The sequence below is a fragment of the Pelomonas sp. Root1444 genome, from assembly GCF_001426885.1.
In the GTDB taxonomy this organism is placed as follows: Bacteria; Pseudomonadota; Gammaproteobacteria; order Burkholderiales; family Burkholderiaceae_C; genus Pelomonas.
Genome location: NZ_LMFP01000032.1, coordinates 48,518 through 71,070, shown reverse-complemented (window position 1 = coordinate 71,070; position 22,553 = coordinate 48,518). Strand labels below are relative to the sequence as shown.

35 protein-coding genes, 1 tRNA gene and 1 pseudogene are annotated in these 22,553 nt (G+C 65.0%); 33 read left to right on the top strand and 4 right to left on the bottom strand.

Annotation, left to right across the window (positions count from 1 at the left end):
* The 32 genes and pseudogenes from tuf to ASD35_RS27470 all read left to right on the top strand — a co-directional run.
* Positions 1-220 (top strand): annotated as a pseudogene (gene tuf / locus ASD35_RS25305) (elongation factor Tu); the annotation flags it as partial.
* A 64-nt stretch (positions 221-284) separates the two neighbouring features.
* Positions 285-596 carry a 30S ribosomal protein S10 gene (gene rpsJ, locus ASD35_RS25300; RefSeq protein WP_056194266.1) on the top strand — a complete coding sequence of 104 codons (312 nt, stop codon included), beginning with the start codon at positions 285-287 and terminating at the stop codon, positions 594-596.
* Between the two features lie 274 nt (positions 597-870).
* Positions 871-1,542 carry a 50S ribosomal protein L3 gene (gene rplC, locus ASD35_RS25295; RefSeq protein WP_056877741.1) on the top strand — a complete coding sequence of 224 codons (672 nt, stop codon included), beginning with the start codon at positions 871-873 and terminating at the stop codon, positions 1,540-1,542.
* Positions 1,542-2,162, top strand: coding sequence for a 50S ribosomal protein L4 (gene rplD, locus ASD35_RS25290; RefSeq protein ID WP_056877740.1), 621 nt, complete (start codon positions 1,542-1,544; stop codon positions 2,160-2,162). Before rplC ends, rplD begins: the two co-directional genes overlap by 1 nt.
* Positions 2,159-2,473: a 50S ribosomal protein L23 gene (rplW, locus tag ASD35_RS25285; RefSeq protein ID WP_056877739.1), complete on the top strand. Its 315-nt coding sequence runs from the start codon at positions 2,159-2,161 to the stop codon at positions 2,471-2,473. Before rplD ends, rplW begins: the two co-directional genes overlap by 4 nt.
* Positions 2,474-3,298: a 50S ribosomal protein L2 gene (gene rplB / locus ASD35_RS25280; RefSeq protein WP_056877738.1), complete on the top strand. Its 825-nt coding sequence runs from the start codon at positions 2,474-2,476 to the stop codon at positions 3,296-3,298.
* A gap of 10 nt (positions 3,299-3,308) precedes the next feature.
* Positions 3,309-3,587: a 30S ribosomal protein S19 gene (rpsS, locus tag ASD35_RS25275; protein WP_056877737.1), complete on the top strand. Its 279-nt coding sequence runs from the start codon at positions 3,309-3,311 to the stop codon at positions 3,585-3,587.
* Between the two features lie 11 nt (positions 3,588-3,598).
* Positions 3,599-3,928, top strand: a complete 330-nt coding sequence (gene rplV / locus ASD35_RS25270) for a 50S ribosomal protein L22 (protein ID WP_056877736.1) — start codon at positions 3,599-3,601, stop codon at positions 3,926-3,928.
* 15 nt (positions 3,929-3,943) lie between these two features.
* Entirely contained in the window at positions 3,944-4,804 is an 861-nt protein-coding gene (gene rpsC / locus ASD35_RS25265; protein ID WP_056877735.1) for a 30S ribosomal protein S3, read from the top strand.
* 2 nt (positions 4,805-4,806) lie between these two features.
* A complete protein-coding gene (gene rplP, locus ASD35_RS25260) occupies positions 4,807-5,223 on the top strand; it encodes a 50S ribosomal protein L16 (RefSeq protein ID WP_056877734.1) in 417 nt (138 codons plus the stop codon).
* Positions 5,224-5,234: 11 nt separating this feature from the next.
* On the top strand, positions 5,235-5,435 hold the full coding sequence (gene rpmC, locus ASD35_RS25255; protein ID WP_056877733.1) for a 50S ribosomal protein L29: 201 nt from the start codon (positions 5,235-5,237) through the stop codon (positions 5,433-5,435).
* Positions 5,432-5,707, top strand: a complete 276-nt coding sequence (gene rpsQ, locus ASD35_RS25250) for a 30S ribosomal protein S17 (protein ID WP_056877732.1) — start codon at positions 5,432-5,434, stop codon at positions 5,705-5,707. Before rpmC ends, rpsQ begins: the two co-directional genes overlap by 4 nt.
* Positions 5,708-5,797: 90 nt before the next feature.
* Complete coding sequence (locus ASD35_RS25245; RefSeq protein ID WP_056877731.1) at positions 5,798-6,316, top strand: peroxiredoxin; 519 nt, start codon at positions 5,798-5,800, stop codon at positions 6,314-6,316.
* A 226-nt stretch (positions 6,317-6,542) separates the two neighbouring features.
* Entirely contained in the window at positions 6,543-6,911 is a 369-nt protein-coding gene (rplN, locus tag ASD35_RS25240) for a 50S ribosomal protein L14 (RefSeq protein WP_056194233.1), read from the top strand.
* A 23-nt stretch (positions 6,912-6,934) separates the two neighbouring features.
* Positions 6,935-7,249, top strand: coding sequence for a 50S ribosomal protein L24 (gene rplX, locus ASD35_RS25235; protein WP_056877730.1), 315 nt, complete (start codon positions 6,935-6,937; stop codon positions 7,247-7,249).
* A 9-nt stretch (positions 7,250-7,258) separates the two neighbouring features.
* Positions 7,259-7,798 carry a 50S ribosomal protein L5 gene (gene rplE, locus ASD35_RS25230; RefSeq protein ID WP_056877729.1) on the top strand — a complete coding sequence of 180 codons (540 nt, stop codon included), beginning with the start codon at positions 7,259-7,261 and terminating at the stop codon, positions 7,796-7,798.
* Positions 7,799-7,806: 8 nt separating this feature from the next.
* On the top strand, positions 7,807-8,112 hold the full coding sequence (gene rpsN / locus ASD35_RS25225) for a 30S ribosomal protein S14 (RefSeq protein ID WP_056877728.1): 306 nt from the start codon (positions 7,807-7,809) through the stop codon (positions 8,110-8,112).
* Between the two features lie 23 nt (positions 8,113-8,135).
* The gene (gene rpsH, locus ASD35_RS25220) at positions 8,136-8,531 is read left to right on the top strand and encodes a 30S ribosomal protein S8 (protein ID WP_056194221.1); all 396 of its coding nucleotides are present in this window, start codon (positions 8,136-8,138) and stop codon (positions 8,529-8,531) included.
* A gap of 17 nt (positions 8,532-8,548) precedes the next feature.
* The gene (rplF, locus tag ASD35_RS25215; protein ID WP_056877727.1) at positions 8,549-9,082 is read left to right on the top strand and encodes a 50S ribosomal protein L6; all 534 of its coding nucleotides are present in this window, start codon (positions 8,549-8,551) and stop codon (positions 9,080-9,082) included.
* A gap of 11 nt (positions 9,083-9,093) precedes the next feature.
* Positions 9,094-9,459, top strand: coding sequence for a 50S ribosomal protein L18 (gene rplR, locus ASD35_RS25210; RefSeq protein WP_056877726.1), 366 nt, complete (start codon positions 9,094-9,096; stop codon positions 9,457-9,459).
* An 18-nt stretch (positions 9,460-9,477) separates the two neighbouring features.
* Complete coding sequence (gene rpsE, locus ASD35_RS25205) at positions 9,478-9,999, top strand: 30S ribosomal protein S5 (protein WP_056194212.1); 522 nt, start codon at positions 9,478-9,480, stop codon at positions 9,997-9,999.
* Between the two features lie 20 nt (positions 10,000-10,019).
* A complete protein-coding gene (gene rpmD / locus ASD35_RS25200; RefSeq protein WP_056877725.1) occupies positions 10,020-10,202 on the top strand; it encodes a 50S ribosomal protein L30 in 183 nt (60 codons plus the stop codon).
* A gap of 26 nt (positions 10,203-10,228) precedes the next feature.
* Positions 10,229-10,660, top strand: a complete 432-nt coding sequence (gene rplO / locus ASD35_RS25195; protein WP_056877724.1) for a 50S ribosomal protein L15 — start codon at positions 10,229-10,231, stop codon at positions 10,658-10,660.
* 28 nt (positions 10,661-10,688) lie between these two features.
* Entirely contained in the window at positions 10,689-11,999 is a 1,311-nt protein-coding gene (secY, locus tag ASD35_RS25190; RefSeq protein WP_056877723.1) for a preprotein translocase subunit SecY, read from the top strand.
* Between the two features lie 52 nt (positions 12,000-12,051).
* The gene (gene infA / locus ASD35_RS25185; RefSeq protein ID WP_056877722.1) at positions 12,052-12,270 is read left to right on the top strand and encodes a translation initiation factor IF-1; all 219 of its coding nucleotides are present in this window, start codon (positions 12,052-12,054) and stop codon (positions 12,268-12,270) included.
* 58 nt (positions 12,271-12,328) lie between these two features.
* The gene (gene rpmJ, locus ASD35_RS25180) at positions 12,329-12,442 is read left to right on the top strand and encodes a 50S ribosomal protein L36 (protein ID WP_056194202.1); all 114 of its coding nucleotides are present in this window, start codon (positions 12,329-12,331) and stop codon (positions 12,440-12,442) included.
* A gap of 34 nt (positions 12,443-12,476) precedes the next feature.
* Positions 12,477-12,842, top strand: coding sequence for a 30S ribosomal protein S13 (gene rpsM / locus ASD35_RS25175; RefSeq protein ID WP_056877721.1), 366 nt, complete (start codon positions 12,477-12,479; stop codon positions 12,840-12,842).
* 26 nt (positions 12,843-12,868) lie between these two features.
* The gene (gene rpsK, locus ASD35_RS25170) at positions 12,869-13,273 is read left to right on the top strand and encodes a 30S ribosomal protein S11 (protein WP_056194196.1); all 405 of its coding nucleotides are present in this window, start codon (positions 12,869-12,871) and stop codon (positions 13,271-13,273) included.
* Positions 13,274-13,493: 220 nt separating this feature from the next.
* On the top strand, positions 13,494-14,117 hold the full coding sequence (rpsD, locus tag ASD35_RS25165) for a 30S ribosomal protein S4 (protein ID WP_056194191.1): 624 nt from the start codon (positions 13,494-13,496) through the stop codon (positions 14,115-14,117).
* Positions 14,118-14,266: 149 nt separating this feature from the next.
* Entirely contained in the window at positions 14,267-15,256 is a 990-nt protein-coding gene (rpoA, locus tag ASD35_RS25160; protein ID WP_056194188.1) for a DNA-directed RNA polymerase subunit alpha, read from the top strand.
* Between the two features lie 132 nt (positions 15,257-15,388).
* On the top strand, positions 15,389-15,778 hold the full coding sequence (rplQ, locus tag ASD35_RS25155; protein WP_056877720.1) for a 50S ribosomal protein L17: 390 nt from the start codon (positions 15,389-15,391) through the stop codon (positions 15,776-15,778).
* A 178-nt stretch (positions 15,779-15,956) separates the two neighbouring features.
* A complete protein-coding gene (locus ASD35_RS27470) occupies positions 15,957-16,130 on the top strand; it encodes a hypothetical protein (RefSeq protein WP_157275772.1) in 174 nt (57 codons plus the stop codon).
* Between the two features lie 6 nt (positions 16,131-16,136).
* On the opposite strand, the gene pdeM is transcribed toward ASD35_RS27470, so the two are convergent.
* Genes pdeM through ASD35_RS25135 form a run of 4 tightly spaced genes read right to left on the bottom strand, consistent with a single transcriptional unit; the run spans position 16,137 to position 21,964 of the window.
* Complete coding sequence (pdeM, locus tag ASD35_RS26845; protein ID WP_082580451.1) at positions 16,137-16,790, bottom strand: ligase-associated DNA damage response endonuclease PdeM; 654 nt, start codon at positions 16,788-16,790, stop codon at positions 16,137-16,139.
* Positions 16,787-19,297 (bottom strand): ligase-associated DNA damage response DEXH box helicase, encoded by a 2,511-nt coding sequence (locus ASD35_RS25145; RefSeq protein ID WP_056877718.1) that lies wholly within the window; start codon positions 19,295-19,297, stop codon positions 16,787-16,789. Before ASD35_RS25145 ends, pdeM begins: the two co-directional genes overlap by 4 nt.
* Positions 19,272-20,939 carry an ATP-dependent DNA ligase gene (locus ASD35_RS25140; protein WP_056877717.1) on the bottom strand — a complete coding sequence of 556 codons (1,668 nt, stop codon included), beginning with the start codon at positions 20,937-20,939 and terminating at the stop codon, positions 19,272-19,274. Before ASD35_RS25140 ends, ASD35_RS25145 begins: the two co-directional genes overlap by 26 nt.
* A complete protein-coding gene (locus tag ASD35_RS25135) occupies positions 20,936-21,964 on the bottom strand; it encodes a ligase-associated DNA damage response exonuclease (protein WP_056877776.1) in 1,029 nt (342 codons plus the stop codon). Before ASD35_RS25135 ends, ASD35_RS25140 begins: the two co-directional genes overlap by 4 nt.
* A gap of 192 nt (positions 21,965-22,156) precedes the next feature.
* On the opposite strand from ASD35_RS25135, the gene ASD35_RS25130 reads away from it, so the two are divergent.
* A tRNA-Met gene (locus tag ASD35_RS25130) sits at positions 22,157-22,233 on the top strand.
* Positions 22,234-22,553: the final 320 nt, after the last annotated feature.

Genomic DNA, 22,553 nt, shown 5'->3' with positions numbered 1-22,553 from the left:
GTTCTTCAACAACTACCGTCCCCAGTTCTACTTCCGCACGACGGACGTGACCGGTGCGGTGGAACTGCCGAAGGACAAGGAAATGGTCATGCCCGGCGACAACGTCGGCATCACCGTCAAGCTGATCGCGCCGATCGCGATGGAAACCGGTCTGCGCTTCGCCATTCGTGAGGGTGGCCGCACCGTCGGCTCGGGCGTCGTCGCCACGATCCTCGCGTAATCAACTTTTGCTTCGCACCGCGCGCCCGGCGCGCGGTCGCCAGCCTGCTCTTTAAGGAATCGCCATGCAAAAGCAAAAGATCCGCATCCGCCTGAAAGCGTTTGATTACAAGCTGATCGACCAGTCGGCTCTCGAGATCGTCGAGACCGCCAAGCGCACCGGCGCCATCGTCAAGGGGCCCGTGCCCCTGCCGACGCGCATGGAGCGTTTCGACATCCTGCGTTCACCGCACGTCAACAAGACCAGCCGCGACCAGTTCGAGATCCGCACGCACCAGCGCCTGATGGATATCGTCGACCCGACCGACAAGACGGTCGACGCGCTGATGAAGCTCGACCTGCCCGCGGGCGTCGACGTCGAAATCAAGCTGCAGTAATTCCAGGCCTTCGGGCTTGCAATTCAAGGCCCCGGCCCTGTTTCGACAGGCCGGGGCCTTGTCTTTCGAGGCATGCGAGGCCCTGCGCTTGCATCTTGGCGATCCTGCAGGCTATACTCGCCAGCTTTTCCGGGTAGGTCTATGCCCGCTCGGATATTCGCGCAGCGTCGCTTCGGTGGCGTTGCAAAGTCAGCCCGGCCAATCGATGTCGGGTGTTCGCAATAGCTTCCGAGGCCTGGGCGCAAGTTCGAGCCAACGGGGCTGGAGAAAAAACATGAGTCTGAGCAACCGTCTCGGTTTGCTGGGCCGCAAGGTGGGCATGATGCGCATCTTCACGGACGATGGCGATGCCATCCCTGTGACGGTGCTGGACGTGTCCAACAACCGCGTGACCCAGGTCAAGACCCAAGAGACCGACGGCTACAGCGCCATCCAGGTGGCGTTCGGTACGCGCAAAGCTTCGCGCGTCACCAAGCCCGAAGCCGGCCACCTCGCCAAGGCGGGTGTCGAAGCCGGTGAAATCCTCAAGGAATTCCGCGTCGAAGCCGACGTCGCCGCCCAATACCAGGCTGGCGGCGCTGTGCCGGTGACGCTGTTCGCGACCGGCCAGCTGGTCGACGTGCAGGGCACGTCCATCGGCAAGGGCTTCGCGGGCACGATCAAGCGCCACAACTTCAGCTCGCAGCGCGCGTCGCACGGCAACAGCCGTTCGCACAACGTGCCGGGCTCGATCTCCATGGCGCAAGACCCGGGCCGCGTGTTCCCGGGCAAGAAGATGACCGGCCACATGGGCGACGAAACCGTCACCACCCAGAACCTGGACATCGTGCGCGTTGACGAAGCTCGTCAACTGCTGCTGGTTCGCGGTGCGGTCCCGGGTTCCAAGAACGGCCACGTCGTCGTTCGCCCGGCCGTCAAGGTCAAAGTCAAGAAGGGAGCCAACTGATGCAGCTCGAGCTCCTGAACGAGCAGGGTCAGGCCACCTCCAAGGTGGACGCGCCTGACACCGTCTTCGCTCGCGACTACAACGAAGCCCTGGTGCACCAGGTGGTCGTGGCCTTCCAGGCCAACGCCCGCCAAGGCACCCGTGCCCAGAAGGACCGTGAACAGGTCCACCACTCGACCAAGAAGCCTTTCCGCCAGAAGGGCACCGGCCGCGCTCGCGCCGGTATGACCTCGTCGCCGCTGTGGCGCGGGGGCGGTCGCATCTTCCCGAACATGCCTGACGAGAACTTCTCGCACAAGCTGAACAAGAAGATGTACCGCGCCGGCATGGCTGCGATCCTGTCGCAGCTCGCCCGTGAAGGCCGTCTGGCCGTGGTGGATTCGATCTCGGTCGAGGCCCCCAAGACCAAGCTGCTGGCCGCCAAGTTCAAGGCCATGGGCCTGGACTCGGTGATGGTCATCGCCGACACCGTGGACGACAACCTGCTGCTGGCCTCGCGCAACCTGGCCAACGTGCTGGTCGTCGAGCCGCGCTACGCCGACCCGCTGTCCCTCGTCTTCTACAAGAAGGTGCTGGTGACCAAGGCTGCGGTCGAGCAACTCAAGGAGATGCTGGCATGAGCGTCACCAAATACTCCGAAGGCCGTCTGGCCTCCGTGCTGCTCGCACCCATCGTGTCCGAGAAGGCCACGCAAGTCGCCGAGAAGCACAACCAGGTCCTGTTCAAGGTCCTGCGCGACGCCACCAAGCCCGAGATCAAGGCCGCTGTTGAACTGATGTTCAAGGTCGAGGTCGAGTCGGTCAACGTCGTCCAGGTCAAGGGCAAGACGAAGCGCTTCGGTGGCCGTGCCGGCCGCCGCGACCATGTCAAGAAGGCGTACGTCGCCCTCAAGGCCGGTCAAGAGCTCAATTTCTCCGGGGAGGCCGCGTAAATGGCCATCGTCAAAGTCAAACCTACCTCGCCCGGTCGCCGTGGCGTCGTCAAGGTGGTGCACAAGCACCTGCACAAGGGCGCGCCTCATGCAGCTTTGCTTGAGCCGCAAATCCAGAACTCCGGTCGCAACAACAACGGTCACATCACGATTCGCCACAAGGGCGGTGGTCACAAGCACCACTACCGCGTGGTCGACTTCAAGCGCAACAAGGACGGCATTCCGGCCAAGGTCGAGACCATCGAGTACGACCCGAACCGCACCGCCCACATTGCGCTGGTGGTGTATGCCGACGGCGAGCGCCGCTACGTGATCGCCCCGCGCGGTCTGGAAGTGGGCGCAACCCTCCTGAGCGGCGCCGAGGCCCCGATCAAGGCTGGCAACACGCTGCCGATCCGCAACATCCCGGTGGGCTCGACCATCCATTGCATCGAGCTGCAGCCGGGCAAGGGTGCCCAGATGATCCGTTCGGCCGGCACTTCCGCCGTCCTGATGGCTCGTGAAGGCGTCTACGCCCAGATCCGCCTGCGCTCCGGCGAAGTTCGCCGCGTGCACATCGACTGCCGCGCCACCATCGGCGAAGTGAGCAACGAAGAGCACAGCCTGCGCCAGTACGGCAAGGCCGGCGCGATCCGCTGGAAGGGTATCCGTCCGACCGTTCGCGGTGTGGCGATGAACCCGGTGGATCACCCGCACGGTGGTGGCGAAGGCCGCACCGGCGAGGGTCAGGTCCCTGTGTCGCCGTGGAACACCCTGACGAAGGGCTACCGCACTCGCAACAACAAGCGCACGCAGACGTTCATCGTCTCGCGTCGCAAGAAGTAAGGGCTAGGCCATGACTCGTTCGCTGAAGAAGGGCCCCTTCGTTGACCACCACCTGCTGGCCAAGGTCGACAAGGCTGTTGCCATCAAAGACAAGAAGCCCATCAAGACCTGGTCGCGCCGCTCGACGATCCTGCCCGAGTTCATCGGTCTGACGATCGCCGTGCACAACGGCAAGCAGCACGTGCCGGTCTATGTGTCCGACCAGATGGTCGGCCACAAGCTGGGTGAATTCGCCCTGACCCGTACCTTCAAGGGCCACCCGGCCGACAAGAAGGCCGGGAAGAAGTAAGGATGCCAACGATGGAAACCAAAGCAATCGTTCGCGGCGTTCGCCTCTCGTGTGACAAGGGCCGCCTCGTGGCCGACATGATCCGCGGCAAGAAGGTGGACCAAGCGCTGAACATCCTGGAATTCACCCAGAAGAAGGCGGCCCTGATCATCAAGAAGGCGCTGGAAAGCGCCATCGCCAACGCCGAGCACAACGACGGCGCGGACATCGATGAACTCAAGGTCACCTCGATCTACGTCGAGCAAGGTGCCACGCTGAAGCGCTTCTCGGCTCGCGCCAAGGGCCGCGGCAACCGCATCAGCAAGCCCACCTGCCACATCTTTGTGGCAGTCGGCAACTAAGGCGCAAGGAAGACTATGGGACAGAAAATCCATCCGGTTGGCTTCCGCCTTCCCGTCACCCGTAATTGGGCTTCGCGCTGGTACGCCAACAACCAGAACTTCGCCACGATGCTGGCCGAGGATCTGCAGGTTCGCGAGTATCTGAAGACCAAGCTCAAGAATGCCGCGGTCTCGCGCATCCTGATCGAGCGCCCCGCCAAGAACGCCCGCATCACGATCTTCTCGGCCCGTCCGGGCGTCGTGATCGGCAAGAAGGGCGAGGACATCGAAGCGCTGAAGGCTGAGCTGACCAAGCGTCTGGGCGTGCCCGTCGCCGTCAACATCGAAGAAGTGCGCAAGCCTGAAGTCGATGCCCAGCTGATCGCCGACTCGATCACCCAGCAGCTCGAGAAGCGCATCATGTTCCGCCGCGCCATGAAGCGTGCGATGCAGAACGCGATGCGTCTGGGTGCCCAAGGCATCAAGATCATGAGCGCTGGTCGTCTGAACGGCATCGAAATCGCTCGTACCGAGTGGTATCGCGAAGGTCGTGTGCCTCTGCACACGCTGAAGGCTGACATCGACTACGGCTTCTCCGAAGCCAAGACCACCTATGGCGTCATCGGCGTCAAGGTCTGGGTCTACCGCGGTGACCGTCTCGCCAATGGCGAGGCTCCGGTCATCAACACCCCCGCAGGCGCCGAAGACGATCGTCGCCCGCGCCGTAACGCCCGTCCGGGTGCTCCTGGTGGCCGTGGCCGTCCGGGTGGCGACCGTGGCCCGCGTGACGGAGCAGACCAGCCCGCTGCCGCCGCCCCCGCGGGTGACGCAGCCAAGCCCGCCGGCAAGCGTGTGATCCGCAAGGTTCCCGCCGCCGGTGAGGCCAAAGGAGAATAAACATGCTGCAACCCTCTCGTCGCAAGTACCGCAAGGAGCAGAAGGGCCGCAACACGGGTGTTGCGACCCGCGGCGCCGCGGTGTCTTTCGGTGATTTCGGCCTGAAGGCCACGGAGCGCGGTCGCCTGACGGCGCGCCAGATCGAGGCGGCTCGCCGCGCGATCTCGCGCCACATCAAGCGTGGCGGTCGGATCTTCATCCGCATCTTCCCGGACAAGCCCATCTCGCAGAAGCCTGCCGAAGTCCGTATGGGCAACGGCAAGGGCAACCCGGAGTACTACGTGGCTGAAATCCAGCCCGGCAAGGTGCTCTACGAGATCAACGGCGTGCCCGAGACGCTGGCTCGCGAGGCGTTCACGCTGGCCGCTGCCAAGCTGCCGCTGCGTTGCACCTTCGTGGCCCGCCAGGTCGGTACCTGAGGAAGGACACCATGAAAGCAACTGAACTCCGCGCCAAGGACGTCGCTGCCCTCGAAAAGGAAGTGACCGATCTGCTGAAGGCCCACTTCGGCCTGCGCATGCAAAAGGCTACTCAGCAGCTGACCAACCACAGCCAGCTGGGCAAGACCCGCCGCGACATCGCGCGTGCCAAGACCGTTCTGGCACAAAAGAAGAAGGAGGCCACGAAATGAGTGAAGCCCAAGCCCAAGTGAAGAACACCCGCACCCTGGTGGGTCGCGTGGTCAGCGACAAGCGCGCCAAGACGGTCACCGTCCTGGTCGAGCGTCGCGCCAAGCACGAGCTCTACGGCAAGATCGTGGCCCGTTCCCGCAAGTACCACGCCCACGACGAAAAGGGCGAGTACAAGATGGGCGACGTCGTCGAAATCAGCGAAGGCCGTCCGATCTCCAAGACCAAGAGCTGGGTCGTGACCCGCCTGGTCGAGAAGGCCGAGATCGTCTAAAGACACCGGTCGCATGACCGCTGCACAACCGGCACGCTGGGCAACTGGCGCGCCGGTTTTTCATTTCCAGAACCTCACCGGAGCGACACCATGATCAAGGTTGGCGACAAGCTGCCCGCGGGCACCCTGCAGGAATTCATCGAAGTGGAAGGCGAGGGCTGCTCGCTCGGCCCCAACAGCTTCGACATCGAGAAGGCCACGGCCGGCAAGACCATCGCCATCTTCGGCCTGCCCGGTGCCTTCACGCCGACCTGCTCGGCCAAGCATGTGCCAGGCTATGTCGAATCCGCCGAGGCCCTGAAGGCCGCTGGGGTCGACGAGATCTGGTGCGTGTCGGTCAACGACGCCTTTGTCATGGGCGCCTGGGGGCGTGATCAGAAGACGGCCGGCAAGGTTCGCATGATGGCCGATGGCAGCGCTGCATTCGCCCAGGCGACCGGCCTGACGCTGGACCTGACCGGCAAGGGCATGGGCCTGCGCTCGCAGCGCTATTCCATGCTCGTCAGGGACGGCGTCGTGAAGACGTTGAACGTCGAAGGCCCGGGCAAGTTCGAGGTCAGCGACGCCGAGACGATGCTGAGCCAAGCCAAGGCCGCCCAAGGTTCTTGAAATTCTTGCGTACAGGCATTGACGGCCGCTGAGTTGTCACTGCATAATGCGCAGCTTCGCCGAACGCTAGGCACATGAGCCCATGTGCTGCGGCCTTCGGAATCCGCCCTCAACCGTCGGGCAGCAAAAGGCGCAATGCCTTGAGCTGACCGACTTACGGGCCCAAGACTGACCGACTCGCCATGCCCTCTGGGGCCTCGTGTTTCGGGACAAGTTGGGGACAGACATGATCCAAATGCAATCGCGGCTTGACGTCGCGGACAACACTGGTGCGAAGTCCGTTCAGTGCATCAAGGTGCTGGGCGGCTCCAAGCGCCGCTATGCGCACATCGGCGACATCATCAAGGTCAGCATCAAGGAAGCTGCCCCGCGTGGTCGCGTGAAGAAGGGCGAGGTCTACAGCGCCGTGGTCGTTCGCACCGCCAAGGGTGTGCGCCGCCAGGACGGCTCGCTCGTCAAGTTCGACGGCAATGCCGCCGTGCTGCTCAACGCCAAGCTGGAGCCCATCGGCACCCGCATCTTCGGCCCGGTGACGCGCGAACTGCGTACCGAGCGCTTCATGAAGATCGTGTCGCTGGCGCCCGAGGTGCTTTGAGCCCCCACTGTCTGAGGTAAGCCATGAACAAGATTCGTACCGGCGACCAGGTCATTGTGCTGACCGGCCGCGACAAGGGTAAGCGCGGCACCGTGTCCGCCCGCACCGATGCCGACCACGTGGTCGTTGACGGCATCAATGTCGTCAAGAAGCACGTCAAGCCCAACCCCATGAAGGGCACCACCGGCGGCGTCGTCGACAAGACCATGCCCATCCATCAATCCAACGTGGCGATCTTCAACGCTGCATCCGGCAAGGCCGATCGCGTGGGCGTCAAGCTCGTCGATGGCAAGCGGGTGCGCGTGTTCAAGTCGACCGGCGAAGAGATCAAGGCTTAAGAGGTCAGCATGGCTCGTCTTCAAACGCATTACCGCGAAAAAATCGTGCCCGGCCTGGTCGAGAAGTTCGGCTACAAGTCGGTCATGGAGGTGCCCCGCATCACCAAGATCACGCTCAACATGGGTGTGAGCGAGGCCGTCGCCGACAAGAAGGTCATGGACCACGCCGTGGGCGACCTGACCAAGATCGCCGGCCAGAAGCCCGTCGTGACCAAGTCGAAGAAGGCGATCGCCGGCTTCAAGATCCGCGACAACGTGCCCATCGGTGCGATGGTCACGCTGCGCGGCGTCCAGATGTATGAATTCCTGGACCGCTTCGTGACGATCGCGCTGCCGCGCGTTCGCGACTTCCGGGGTATCTCCGGTCGCTCGTTCGACGGCCGCGGCAACTACAACATCGGCGTCAAAGAGCAAATCATCTTCCCCGAAATCGAGTACGACAAGGTGGATGCTCTGCGTGGTCTGAACATCAGCATCACGACGACTGCCAAGACGGACGACGAAGCCAAGGCACTGCTGGCGGCGTTCAAGTTTCCGTTCAAGAACTGAGGTGAATCGTGGCAAAACTCTCGATCAAACAACGTGAGCTGAAGCGCGAGGCGCTGGTCGCCAAGTTCGCCAAGAAGTACGCGGAACTGAAGGCCATCATCGACGACTTCAAGAAGTCCGAGGAAGAGCGCTACGCCGCCCGCCTCGAGCTGCAGAAGCTGCCCCGCAACGCCTACCCCACTCGCCTGCGCAACCGCTGCGAGCTGACGGGACGCCCGCGTGGCACCTTCCGCAAGTTCGGCCTGGCCCGCAACAAGATTCGTGAACTGGCCTTCAAGGGCGACATCCCCGGTGTCGTCAAGGCCAGCTGGTAATCGGCCGATAGGAGTATTCGCAAATGAGCATGAGTGATCCCATCGCCGATATGCTGACCCGCATCCGCAACGCGCAGATCGTCGAGAAGACGAGCGTTGCCATGCCGTCGTCCAAGCTGAAGGTGGCGATTGCCAAAGTCCTGAAGGACGAAGGCTACATCGATGACTTCGCCGTTCGCGGCGAGGCAGCCCGCCCCGAGCTGGAAATCGCGCTGAAGTACTACGCTGGTCGCCCGGTCATCGAGCGTATCGAGCGCGTCAGCCGCCCCGGCCTGCGCATCTACAAGGGCCGCCACGACATTCCCCAGGTCATGAATGGCCTGGGCGTGGCGATCGTCACGACCCCGCAAGGCGTCATGACGGACCGCAAGGCGCGCGCTGCCGGTATCGGCGGCGAAGTGCTCTGCTACGTCGCCTAAGCGAAGGAGTAGGAACAATGTCCCGCGTTGGAAAAATGCCGGTCAACGTCCCGCAAGGCGTGGATGTGACCGTGTCCGCTGAGTCGATCAGCGTCAAGGGCTCGCTCGGCACGCTGGTGCGTCCGGTCAACAAGCTCGTCGATGTCAAGAACGAAGCCGGCAAGCTGAGCTTCGTGCCCGCCAACGACTCGGCCGAAGCCGATGCGATGAGCGGCACGATGCGCGCGCTGGTGGCCAACATGGTCAACGGCGTCAGCAAGGGTTTCGAGCGCAAGCTGAACCTGGTCGGCGTGGGTTTCCGTGCCCAGGCCCAGGGCCAGAAGCTCAACCTGCAGATCGGCTTCTCTCACCCCGTGGTGAAGGACATGCCGGCCGGTATCAAGGTCGAGTGCCCGACTCAGACGGAAATCCTCATCAAGGGTGCTGACCGCCAGGTGGTGGGTCAGATCGCCGCCGAGGTGCGTGCCTTCCGTCCGCCCGAGCCGTACAAGGGCAAGGGCATCCGTTATTCGGATGAGAAGGTCTCCCTCAAAGAGACCAAGAAGAAGTAAGGAGCAGCGCCATGATGACCAAGAAAGAACAACGCCTGCGTCGTTCGCGCCAGACCCGTGCTCGCATTGCGATCCAGCGCGTGGCCCGTCTGACGGTGTTCCGCTCCAACCTGCACATCTATGCACAAGTCGTGTCGGAAGACGGTGGCCAGGTGCTGGCCGCAGCGTCGACGGCCGAGAAGTCGGTGCGCGAGCAGCTGAACGGCGACGGCAAGGGCGGCAACGTCGCTGCCGCTACGCTGGTGGGCAAGCTCATCGCCGAGAAGGCCAAGGCCGCTGGCGTCGAGAAGGTCGCCTTCGACCGCTCGGGCTTCGCCTATCACGGCCGTGTCAAGGCCCTGGCCGAAGCAGCCCGCGAAGCCGGTCTGCAGTTCTGACGCATCAAGGAATACGAAATGGCAAAGTTTCAACCGCGCGGCGCTCAGGCTGAAGGCAACGACGACGGCCTGAAGGAAAAGATGATCGCGGTCAACCGCGTCACCAAGGTGGTCAAGGGCGGCCGCACGCTGTCCTTCGCTGCACTGACGGTGGTCGGCGACGGCGACGGCCGCATCGGCATGGGCAAGGGCAAGGCCAAGGAAGTGCCGGTCGCCGTGCAGAAGGCCATGGAATCGGCTCGCCGCAACATGGTCAAGGTCAGCCTGAAGAACGGCACCATCCACCACAACGTGGTGGGCGAGCACGGTGCAGCGCACGTCATCATGGCCCCGGCGCCCGCCGGTACCGGCGTCATCGCCGGCGGCCCGATGCGCGCTGTCTTCGAAGTGATGGGCGTGACCGACATCGTGACCAAGAGCCACGGTTCGACCAACCCGTACAACATGGTCCGCGCCACGCTGGACGCTCTCAAGCGTTCGACGACGCCGGCCTCTGTCGCAGCCAAGCGCGGCAAGACGGTTGAAGAGATCTTCAACTGATCGCCACAGCGGAGCACAACATGTCTGACAAGAAAACCGTGACGGTCAAGCTGGTGCGTAGCCCCATCGGCTGCCGCGCCTCGCACCGTGCCACCGTGGTGGGCCTGGGTCTGCGCAAGCTGAACAGCCAAAGCACCCTGGAAGACACGCCCGCCGTGCGCGGCATGATCAACAAGATCGCCTATCTGGTGCAAGTGCTCTAAGCACTGCTGGCCAAGAGGACAAGACGATGGAACTGAACACGATCAAGCCCGCCGAGGGCGCCAAGCATGCCAAGCGCCGTGTCGGCCGCGGCATCGGCTCCGGTCTGGGCAAGACCGCGGGTCGCGGTCACAAGGGTCAGAAGTCCCGCGCTGGCGGCTATCACAAGGTCGGCTTCGAAGGCGGCCAGATGCCCCTGCAGCGTCGCCTGCCCAAGCGTGGCTTCAAATCGCTGACGCTGAAGTACAACGCCGAGATCACGCTGTCGGACCTGCAAGGGCTGGCCGGCGACGAGATCGACGTGTCGACGCTGAAGGCTGTCGGCCTGGTGCCGCAGCTGGCCAAGTCGGTCAAGGTCATCCTGGCAGGCGCCATCGAGCGCAAGGTCACGCTGAAGGGCGTGAACGCCACGAAGGGCGCCAAGGCGGCCATCGAGGCGGCAGGCGGCTCGGTCGCTTAACCCGCAGTCGACAAGGAACTGACTCAGCGTGGCTACCAACGCGAATCAGCTGGCCAAGAGCGGCAAGTTCGGCGACCTCCGTCGCCGGCTTGTGTTCCTGCTGCTGGCTCTGGTCGTGTACCGCATCGGGGCGCATATCCCCGTGCCCGGTATCGACCCGAACCAGCTGGCCCAATTCTTCAAGGGCCAGGCCGGTGGCATCCTGAGCCTGTTCAACATGTTCTCGGGCGGCGCGCTCTCGCGCTTCACCGTGTTCGCCTTGGGCATCACGCCGTACATCTCGGCTTCCATCGTGCTGCAGCTGATGACCTACGTGGTCCCGACGCTGGAACAGCTGAAGAAGGAAGGCGAAGCCGGCCGTCGCAAGATCACCCAGTACACGCGTTATGCGACGTTGGGCCTGGCGCTGTTTCAGAGCCTGTCGATCGCGCTGGCGCTGGAAGGCTCTGCAGGGCTGGTGCTGAATCCTGGCTTTGGCTTTCGTCTGACGGCGGTGTCCAGCCTGGTGGCCGGCACGATGTTCCTGATGTGGCTGGGTGAGCAGATCACCGAGCGCGGCTTGGGCAATGGCATCTCCATCCTGATCTTTGGTGGTATCGCCGCCGGCTTGCCCGGTGCGATCGGTGGCTTGTTCGAGCTGGTGCGTACCGGCGCGATGGGCTACGGCTCGGCGTTGGTCGTGATCTCGCTGGTCGTGCTGGTGACTTATGCCGTTGTCTACGTCGAACGCGGCCAGCGCAAGATTCTGGTGAACTACGCCAAGCGCCAGGTCGGCAACAAGGTCTATGGGGGCCAGTCGTCGCACCTGCCGCTGAAGTTGAACATGTCGGGCGTGATCCCGCCGATCTTCGCGTCGTCCATCATCCTGCTGCCGACGACGGTGGTGAGCTGGTTCGCGACGGGTGACGGCCTGCGTTGGCTGAAGGATCTGGCCGGTGCGGTCAGCCCAGGCCAGCCGATCTATGTGCTGCTGTATGCCGCCGCGATCATCTTCTTCTGCTTCTTCTACACAGCGCTGGTGTTCAACAGCCGTGAGACCGCAGACAACCTGAAGAAGAGCGGCGCCTTCATCCCGGGCATCCGCCCGGGCGACCAGACGGCCAGGCACATCGACAAGATCCTGTCGCGACTGACATTGGCTGGGGCGATCTACATCACCCTGGTCTGTCTGTTGCCCGAGTTCCTGACGCTGAAGTACAACGTCCCGTTCTACTTCGGTGGCACGTCCCTGTTGATCATCGTCGTCGTGACGATGGACTTCTGGGCCCAGGTGCAAAGCTACATCATGAGTCAGCAGTACGAATCGCTGCTGAAGAAGGCCAGCTTCAAGCCCAATTGAGGGCCGAGCTGTTCTAAGGAAATATCTGTTTTAACCCACACGAAGTTTTGGCATGTCGAAAGACGACGTCATTCAGATGCAGGGCGAGATTGTTGAAAACCTCCCCAACGCAACGTTTCGTGTGAAGTTAGAAAACGGGCATGTCGTCCTCGGGCACATCTCCGGCAAGATGCGGATGCACTACATCCGCATCCTCCCCGGCGACAAAGTGACTGTGGAGTTGACGCCCTACGATTTGAGTCGTGCTCGCATCGTGTTCCGGGCGAAGTGAGCTGTTTGAATTCCCGGACGCGTGAAGAGCGCAAAAGAGTTAGGCCAAGGAGCAGACCATGAAAGTTTCGGCATCCGTGAAGCAGATGTGCCGCAATTGCAAGATCATCCGCCGCAAGGGCGTGGTGCGTGTGATCTGCACCGACCCGCGCCACAAGCAGCGTCAGGGCTGAGCCCCAGCGCGCACGACAGGACTAGAGGACAACCATGGCACGTATTGCTGGTATCAACATTCCGCCGCAAAAGCACACTGAGATCGGCCTGACCTCGATCTACGGCATTGGCCGTACGACCGCCCAGAAGATCTGCACGAACTGCGGCATTCCGTTCGACAAGAAGGTCAAGGACCTTGACGACGGCGATCTCGAAAAGATCCGTGACGAGGTCAACAAGCTGACCATCGAGGGCGATCTGCGCCGCGAGCAGTCCATCAACATCAAGCGCCTGATGGACCTCGGCTGCTACCGTGGTTTCCGTCATCGCCGTGGCCTGCCGATGCGCGGCCAACGCACCCGCACGAATGCCCGCACCCGCAAGGGTCCGCGCAAGTCGGCTGCGACCGGCAAGAAGTAAGCTGCCCGAACTGAAAGAAGGTCAATATGGCAAAGGCTCCCAACAATTCGGCGGCTCAGCGGGTTCGCAAGAAGGTCCGCAAGAACGTCGCTGACGGCATCGCGCACGTCCACGCGTCGTTCAACAACACCATCATCACCATCACCGACCGTCAAGGCGGCGCCCTGTCCTGGGCTTCGTCGGGCGGCCAAGGCTTCAAGGGCTCGCGCAAGTCGACCCCCTTCGCAGCCCAGGTGGCGGCTGAAGTGGCCGGCCGCGCTGCGCAAGAGCAGGGCATCAAGAACCTCGACGTCAAGATCAAGGGCCCTGGCCCGGGTCGCGAGTCTTCGGTTCGCGCGCTGGCTGCGCTCGGCATCCGCATCAACTCGATCTCCGACGTGACGCCGGTGCCGCACAACGGCTGCCGTCCGCAGAAGCGTCGGCGCATCTGAGCCCAGTTCACCTTTGGTGACAGGGATATTGCAAATTCGGATGGCGGTGCGATAATCGCGCGTTTTCCCGGAGCCGGCGGGCACTTCAGTGCCGCGCCGGCTTCAGTCTTGAGCCGAGCTCATTTTGAGACGGCTCACAAGCCCACCGTCCAAGCCCATAAAAACACCGGCTGGACTCGCGTCAGGACCTCTGGCGTCAGATTGATTCAAGGACACGCAAGTGGCACGTTACCTCGGCCCCAAGGGCAAACTTTCCCGCCGTGAAGGCACCGACCTCTACCTGAAGAGCGCCCGCCGCGCCATCAGCGACAAGGTCAAGTTCGACAGCAAGCCAGGCCAGCACGGACGCACTTCCGGCCAGCGCACGTCCGATTTCGGCCTGCAGCTGCGCGAGAAGCAGAAGGTCAAGCGCATGTACGGCGTGCTGGAGCGCCAGTTCCGCCGCTACTTCGCCGAAGCCGAGCGCCGCAAGGGCTCGACCGGCGTGAACCTGCTGCAACTGCTGGAATCGCGCCTGGACAACGTCGTCTACCGCATGGGCTTCGGCTCCACCCGCGCAGAAGCCCGCCAGCTGGTTTCGCACAAGGGCGTGACGGTGAACGGCGAGGTCGTCAACATCGCCTCCTACCTGGTCAAGGCCGGTGACACCGTCGCCGTGCGCGACAAGGCCAAGAAGCAGCTGCGCGTGACCGAGTCGTTCAAGCTGGCCGACTCCATCGGCCTGCCGGCCTGGGTCAGCGTCGACGGCACGAAGCTCGAAGGCGTCTTCAAGAAGGCTCCTGACCGCGACGAGTTCGGCGCCGAGATCAACGAATCGCTGATCGTCGAGTTGTACTCGCGTTAATCGTTTTCCCCGCCGGCCACGCCCACCTTGGGCGCGGCCGGCGTTTCCTCGTCCGGGTATCTGCCCTTCGAGGGCCCTTCAAAGGCTCTGCCCGGCTGGTCCTCAGCCTTATCGGTGTAACGAACCGAGGGTATTGAAAGAAAGACCTCATGCAAACCAACTTGCTCAAACCCAAGTCCATCAACGTGGAGCCCCTGGGCGGTCATCGCGCCAAGGTCACGCTGGAGCCGTTCGAACGCGGCTACGGTCACACCCTGGGCAACGCCCTGCGCCGTGTGCTGCTCTCGTCGATGGTGGGGTATGCGCCGACGGAAGTGACGATTGCCGGCGTGCTCCATGAGTACTCGGCCATCGACGGCGTGCAAGAGGACGTGGTTCACATCATGCTGAACCTCAAGGGCGTCGTCTTCCGCCTGCACAACCGTGAAGAAGTGACCCTGGTCCTGCGCAAGGAAGGCGAAGGCCCCGTCACCGCGGCCGACATCCAGACCCCGCACGACGTCGAGATCATCAATCCCGAGCACGTCATCGCCCACCTGTCGCAAGGCGGCAAGCTGGACATGCAGATCAAGGTCGAGAAGGGCCGCGGCTACGTGCCCGGCACGATGCGCCGCTTCGGCGACGAGCCGACCAAGAGCATCGGCCGCATCGTCCTCGACGCCTCGTTCTCGCCCGTCAAGCGCGTCAGCTACGCCGTCGAGAACGCCCGCGTCGAGCAGCGTACCGACCTGGACAAGCTGGTCATGGAGATCGAAACCAACGGCGCCATCTCGCCCGAGGAAGCGATCCGCGCCTCGGCCAAGATCTTGGTGGAACAGCTCGCCGTGTTCGCGCAGCTCCAAGGCACCGACCTGGTCGATGCCTTCGACCAGCCGGCCCAGCGCTCCAGCAGCTTCGACCCGATCCTGCTGCGTCCGGTCGACGAGCTCGAATTGACCGTGCGTTCGGCCAACTGCCTGAAGGCCGAGAACATCTACTACATCGGCGACCTGATCCAGCGTACCGAGACCGAGCTGCTGAAGACCCCCAACCTGGGTCGCAAGTCGCTCAACGAGATCAAGGAAGTCCTGGCTTCCCGCGGTCTCACGCTCGGCGCCCGCCTCGAGAACTGGCCTCCGCAAGGCCTGGACAAGCGGTAATCCGCTGCGCTCCAACAAAAAAGACGGCTGAAGCCGTCCTCTGATGACAAACGCGCCCCGGCGCGCTTGATCGTGCCCCGGCAGTACCTGATCCGGCTGCCGGCATCAACAAAGTGAAAGGAAATAAGCACCATGCGTCACCGTAACGGCCTCCGCAAACTCAACCGCACCAGCGCCCACCGCGCTGCGATGCTGCGCAACATGTGCGTTTCGCTGCTGCAGCACGAAGCCATCAAGACCACGGTCCCCAAGGCCAAGGAACTGCGTCGCGTCGTCGAGCCGCTGATCACACTGGCCAAGGAACCCACGCTGGCCAACCGCCGCCTGGCCTTCGACCGCCTGCGCGATCGTGACATCGTCGGCAAGCTCTTCAACGAACTGGGCCCGCGCTTCGCGAACCGCCCGGGCGGCTACACCCGCATCCTGAAGATGGGCTTCCGCGTCGGCGACAACGCCCCCATGGCGTTTGTCGAACTCGTGGATCGCCCCGAAGGCGAGACCGCTGGCGAAGCTGCTGAGTAAGCGCTTTCTAATGCAGATCAAGCCCGCCTCGTGCGGGCTTTTTTGTGACTGCGTCGGTCGTTTCCTACGACTGCGGGGCGCATGGCCTGATCGCCTGCGCGTGAGTCGGCGCGCAGAGTCAGGTCATGGTGCAGGACCGGCCGCAATGGCTGGCCGGCCGAGCGCGTGAAAGGCAGTCATGTTCAAACGATCCGGAAATAAGAGCGGTCCCACGGAACACAAGGTCAGCGACTTCGCCACCAGCAAGTCGACCCAGGGCCAGACGCTGACCAAACAGGCGACGGCGCCGGCGCGTCAGGACGACGGCACGGCGCGTGAGGCGCCCAAGGGTCCACCGCAGCACAAGGTCTGAGGCGGCTCAACGCGGCAACCAGTGCACCGAGCCGTCGCCAAGCACGGCGACGTTGGCGTTCTGTCGGGCCAAGTCGCTTCGTCTCAAGGTCAGCGCCCCGGTGAGGCCGCCGAACGCGGGCAACACCAGCGCGTGCGGATAGCAGACGAAGCAGGGCCGACGCAGTCGGTCGCCGGCGCGTCCGCCAATCAACACAGCTGGATGCCAATGGCCGGCCAGCGTGAATCCGGGCGCGCCGGGTGGTGGAGGCTCATGGCCTGCCGTGAGCATGCCTAACGCCAAAGTGCCATGAATGGCGCGGAGCGGCAGGCCAGGCGGGTGAATGCGCCGATCGTGATTGCCCAGCACGAGCACGGTCGGCACGCGCTCGGCGAACATCGCGACCGAATCGAGAAGGGCCGGTGTGAGCCCATCGGGGCCATGCCAGAAGTCGCCCAGCACGACGAGTTGAGCCGCTTCGTGCCTCAACATCAGGTCGTGCAGCCGGGCGAGGGTTCTTGCGCTGGTTCCGCTCGGCACGGCCAAGCCTTGCGCACGGAACGCGGCGCCTTTGCCCAGGTGCAGGTCCGCGGCGAATAGGGTTCGCCCCGCCGGCCACCACACGGCACCTTCAGGCAACAGCCACAAGGTCTCCCCCACAGCGTCAAAGCACAGGCTCACCGGCGCCTCCGGCGTGTGCCACGCCCCTTCGACTTTTCGGGCGGTTTGCCGAAAGCCAGCTTGGACTCAACGTCCTCCGGGGCGCGCCCACCCGCCGCGGCTTCCAACTCGGCGAGCATGCGGGAAAGGCGCTGCGCCAGCGACTCGCTCGACGCCCGCTCGCGCAGCCGCTCCACCATCAGCGGAAACGACAGCGGCGTCGCGCGCGCCGGTTGCTGGATGTCGAGTTCCTGGGATGCCATGCGCTCCAAGGTGCGGCCGAGGGCGTCGACATCAAGCTCCGCGGACAGCAGCTCGGACTCGGCCTGGCGCAACAGCCGGTTCCCGGGGTCATGTTGGCGGAAGACATCGAAGTACAACGACGACGAGGCCTGCAACTGCCGCTGGCTGCGCGCCTCGCCGGGATGGCTCTGAAAGATCAGCCCGGAGATGCGCGCGATCTGGCGGAAGCGCCGGCGGGCGAGTTCGCTGCCGTTGACACCGGCCAGCACCTCGTCGCGCAGCGTGACGCGGTCGACCGGCGCGAGCAGGTCACGCAGCCTTGAGGGCCAGTCGATCTTCGTCGCGCTGAGGAGCTCCATGCCGTAGTCCGTGATGGCCATCGTGAACGTCGCCGGCGTCTCGCGGCCCGCGCGCCAGACCAGCAGCGACGCGAGTCCCAGGTGCACCACGCGGCCCGCGAACGGGAACAGGAACAGGTGATGGCCATCCGACGACTCCAGCACCTCGGCCAGCAGCCGGTGCGGCCCGGGCAGCGCCGACCACTCGGACTGAAGCTTGAGCAGCGGCGACACGAAGCGCATCTCGCGGTCCGTGAAGCGTCCCTGGCGCGCTTCGTCGAAACGCTCCAGCATGGAGTCCGCCAACGTGTCCGAGATCGGAAACTGCCCGCCATCCCAGCGCGGCAGCTTGGCCTTGTCGGGGTTGGCGACGCGCACATAGGCCGTCAGCCCTTCGATGCGGATCAGCTCCAGCGCCCGGCCCCCGAGCAGGAACACGTCGCCATTGCGCAGCCTGGAGATGAAGCTCTCCTCCACCGTCGCGATGCGCCCGCCGCCGAGGAACTGCACGCTGACGACGGCGTCCGACACGATGGTGCCGATGTTGCTGCGGTGCCGCCGTGCCAGGCGCTGATCGGGCACGCGCCACACGCCTTCGTCATCCGGCACCACGCGCTGGAAGTCCGGGTAGGCCCGCAGCGATTCGCCGCCGTGGCGAACAAAGGCCAGCGCCCAGGCCCAGGCGTCGTCGCTCAGGTGGCGATAGCTCGGCGCGGTGCGCACCTCGGGCAGCAGCTCCTCGGGGCGAAAACCGCCGCCGAGCGCCACCGTCACGAGGTGCTGCACCAGCACGTCCAGCGGCGCATCCGGCGGCCGGCGCGGTTCGATGCGGCCGGCGTTGACGGCGGCACGCACGGCCGACGCCTCGACGATCTCCAGGCTGTGCGTCGGCACCATCGTCACGCGCGACCGCCGTCCCGGCGCATGGCCGCTGCGGCCGGCGCGTTGCAGCAGCCGGGCGATGCCTTTCGCCGAGCCGATCTGCAGCACCTGCTCGACCGGCAGGAAGTCCACGCCGAGGTCGAGGCTCGCGGTGCAAACGACGCACTTGAGCTGACCCGCCTTCATGGCCGCCTCCACCCAGCGGCGCGCCTCGGCATCGACCGAGCCGTGGTGCAGCGCGATCAGCCCGGCCCAGTCCGGCCGCGCATCCAGCATCGCCTGGAACCAGCGCTCGCACTGCGACCGCGTGTTCGTGAACACCAGCGTGTTGGCCGCCGCCTCGACGTGCGCGATGACGGCCGGCAGCATCGTGAGGCCCATGTGCCCGCCCCAGGCGAAGCGCTCGATGCGTTCGGGCAGCAGCGTGTCGATGAGGATCTTCTTGTCCTGCGCACCCCGCACGATCACGGCGCCGGGCGCCAGCGTGTCCGCTGCCTCATCGAGGTTGGCGAGCGTGGCGGACAGCCCCCAGGTCATCAACCCCGGGTTCCAGCGCCGCAGCCGCGCGAGCGCCAGCTGCAGCTGCACGCCGCGCTTGGTGCCGAGCAGCTCATGCCATTCGTCGACGACCACCAGGCGCACGCGCTTCATCACGTCCGGCGCGTCGGCGCGCGACAGCATCAGGCTCAGCGATTCCGGCGTGGTGACCAGGCCGGTCGGCCAGCGGCGCTGCTGCGAGGCGCGCTCGCCGCTCGTCGTGTCGCCCGTGCGTGCGGCGAGCGTCCAGTGCGGCGCAAGCGTGCTGGCGGCATCCTGCAGCGCCAGCAGCGTGTCCTGGCTCAGCGCGCGCATGGGCGTGACCCACAGCACCGTCAGCGGCGCTTCGCCGTCGCCAAACGCCTGCAGCGCCCCGAGCCACACGGCCAGCGTCTTGCCCGAGCCGGTGGTGGCATGCAGCAGGCCCGATCGACCGGCGGCCATCTCGCGCCAGACGTTGCGCTGGAAGGGAAAGGCCTTCCACCCGCGCCCGGCCAGCCACTCACTCGTCGCCGACTTCGACGCCATCCGTCCCGATCTCCATCAGCGCGCGCAGCGTGTCCAGCGTGTCCGCCTCATGCAGCGGCTTGTCGTCACGGATGCGCAGCATGCGCGGGAAGCGCACCGCGATGCCGCTCTTGTGCCGCGTGCTGGCCTGGATGCCCTCGAAGCCCAGCTCGAACACCATGCTGGGCCGCACGCGCCGCACCGGGCCGAATTTCTCCACCGTGGTCTTGCGGATCACGCGGTCGACGCGCTTGATCTCTTCGTCCGTCAGCCCGGAGTACGCCTTGGCGAACGACACCAGAGCCAGCTCGCCGTCGGGCGCGTCCAGTGCGGCCTCGGCCTCCGCCGCATCGCGCGGCGCGCGGCTCCAGACGGCGAAGCTGTAGTCGGTGTAGAGGTTGGCCCGGCGGCCGTGGCCGGCCTGGGCGTAGATCAGCACGGCGTCCACGCTGAGCGGCGCGACCTTCCACTTCCACCACGCGCCCACCGTGCGGCCGATGCCGTAGGCCGACTCACGGTGCTTGAGCATCAATCCTTCAACCCGGCGTTCACGCGACTGCTCGCGCGCCGTCGCGAGGCCGGTCCATTCTTCGGCGTCCACCAGCGGGGACGTCGCGATGCCCAGCTGCTCCAATCGCGCGCGACGCACGTGCATGGGCTCCTGGCGGCGGTCGACGCCTTCGCTTTCGAGCAGGTCATAGGCCAGGAGCCGCACCGGCGCCTCCGCCAGGATGGCCTTGGACAGCTTGGTGCGGCCGATGCGCTTTTGCAGCAGCGCAAACGGGGCTGGCTCGGTCTCGCCCGGCAGCCAGGCCAGCAGCTCACCGTCGACGACAGTGCCGTCCGGCCACGTGCTCGCGGCGGCCATGACCTCGGGGAAGCGCTCCGTCACCAGCTCCTCGCCACGCGACCAGATCCACACCTGGCCGTCGCGCTTGACGACCTGGGCGCGGATGCCGTCGTACTTCCACTCCGCCATCCAGTCGCTGCGTGCACCCAGCGCCGCCGGCTCGCCGGGCAGCGCATGCGCCAGGAAGAAGGGGTAGGGCTGGCCGCCGCGGGCACCGCTCGCATCGTCAGTTAGCAAGCCCGCAAAGCGCTCGGCTGTCGGCGGCGTGTCGATGTCGGTATAGCCCATCATGCGCTGGGCAATGCCGGCTGCATCCTTGCCCGACCACTCCGCGATCGCGCGCTGCACCAGCAGCTTGCTGACGCCCACGCGAAAGCCGCCGCCGACCAGCTTCACGAACATGAAGCGCTCGTCCGCCGACAGCCCGCGCCAGGCGGCGAGCACCGCTTCGCGCCGCGCGGCGGCGTCGAGCGCGCGCAGCGGCAGGATGCGCTGCTCCATCCAGTCCGCGAGCGGTTCATCGAGCTTGTCCTCGGGGTCGGGCAACACGTAGGCGATGGCTTCGGCGAGGTCGCCGGTGGCGGCGTAGCCGGCTTCGAACAGCCATTCCGGCAGCGCGGCGGCCTCGCAGGCCAGTGCCCGCAGCTCGTTCGTCGGCACCGCGCGGCGCGGCGTGCCGCCTGCCAGCAGATAGACGGCCCAGGCGGCGTCCCGCGTCGGCGCGTCGGCCAGATAGCGTTTCAGCGCCGCCACCTTGGCGAGCGTCGATGTGCTGGCGTCGATCGCCAGATACAGGGCGACGAAACGCTTCATGCCTCGGCCTCCACGCCGTGGGCCTCGTCACCGTACTCGGTCGCGAAGGCCTCGGCCTGCAAGCCCAGCTCGTTGAGATAGCGCACCAGCGCGCCCTCGTCGCCGTGCGTGACGATCACGCGCCGCGCTTCGGTCGCGGCGATGGCGGCGAGCAGTCCTGGCCAGTCGGCGTGGTCGCTGAAGACGAAGCCCCGGTCCACGCTGCGGCGCCGGCGCGCGCCGCGCAAGCGCATCCAGCCGCTGGCGAAGGCATCGCTGTGCGGGCCCAGCGCCTTGGCCCAGCGGCTGTCCTGCACCGCCGGTGGCGCGATGACCAGGGCGCCGCGCAGGCTCTTGAAGCGGGTCTCCGGCGTCACGGTCTCCACATCCGGCAACGCGATGCCGGCGTCCCGGTAGGCCGCATTCAGGCGCGCGACGGCGGCATGCACCAGCACCGGCCCCGGCGCGTCGCCGGCCGCCAGGCCCGCGATCAACCGCTGCGCCTTGCCGAGGCTGTAGCCCATCAGCAGCGCATGCTTGCCCTGCGCCGCGCAATCGGCCCACCATGCGCGCATCTCGCCCAGCACCTCGGCCTGCGGCGCCCAGCGGTAGATGGGCAGGCCGAAGGTGCTCTCGGTGACGAAGACATCGCAGCGCACGGGCTCGAACGGCGCGCAGGTCGTGTTGCAGTCGCCGGCGCCGCTGACGAAGTAGTCGCCGGCAACGACCCACACCTCGCCGCGATGCTCGATGCGCACCTGCGCCGAGCCCAGCACATGGCCGGCGGGATGCAGGCTCAGCGTCACATCACCCACGCGCTTCGCCTCTCCATAGGCCAACCCCTCCAGCGCCGCCTCGTCGCCCAGGCGTGCGCGCATCAGGCCGAGGGCGTCGCGCTGTGCGAGGTAGGCGCCATGCCCCGGCCGGCAGTGGTCGGCATGCGCATGCGTGATGACGGCGCGATCGACCGGCAGCCAGGGGTCGATGTAGAAATCACCGGGCTCGCAATAGAGTCCCTGCGGGCGGCGCGTGACCAGATCGGGCATGACCTGCAGTGTGCCGATGGATGTGCCGTGGTGCGCCGCTTCGCTGATGCATTGCGACACGCGCCTGCAAGTCGGCTGCGCCTGGGCCGACTATTTCGACCGCATTGCGCCTACACGGATGGTGGTTCATTCAATGGAAACGGCATCTGCTTGGCAGCAATGCAAAAGCCGTGCTACACTGCCAGCTTCAGTCGCGGGGTGGAGCAGTCTGGTAGCTCGTTGGGCTCATAACCCAAAGGTCGTAGGTTCAAATCCTGCCCCCGCAACCAAGAAATAAGAAGTCCTGTGAAGGACTTAGCAAAGCCCGCCCAGTGCGGGCTTTGTCGTTTCTTGCAGCCTCGATTCGAGATCGCTGGCTCGTGAGTGCTAGCCGGCTCATTGACCGCTGATCCGGAGGCGGCCTGCGACGTCCGTGCCATTCCAATCGAAGCTCGATGGCCAGCAACGCCAGCGACCATGTCCCGCTCGGCGCAGCCTCCTACACTTGAACCGTTAGCTCCTGCGCCACCCGGCAGTGCGATTCACGCACCGGCTGGACGTTTGGCGGCTTGGAGAGCCTTGTGGTTAGGAAAGCTTTTCAAGGCAGCCC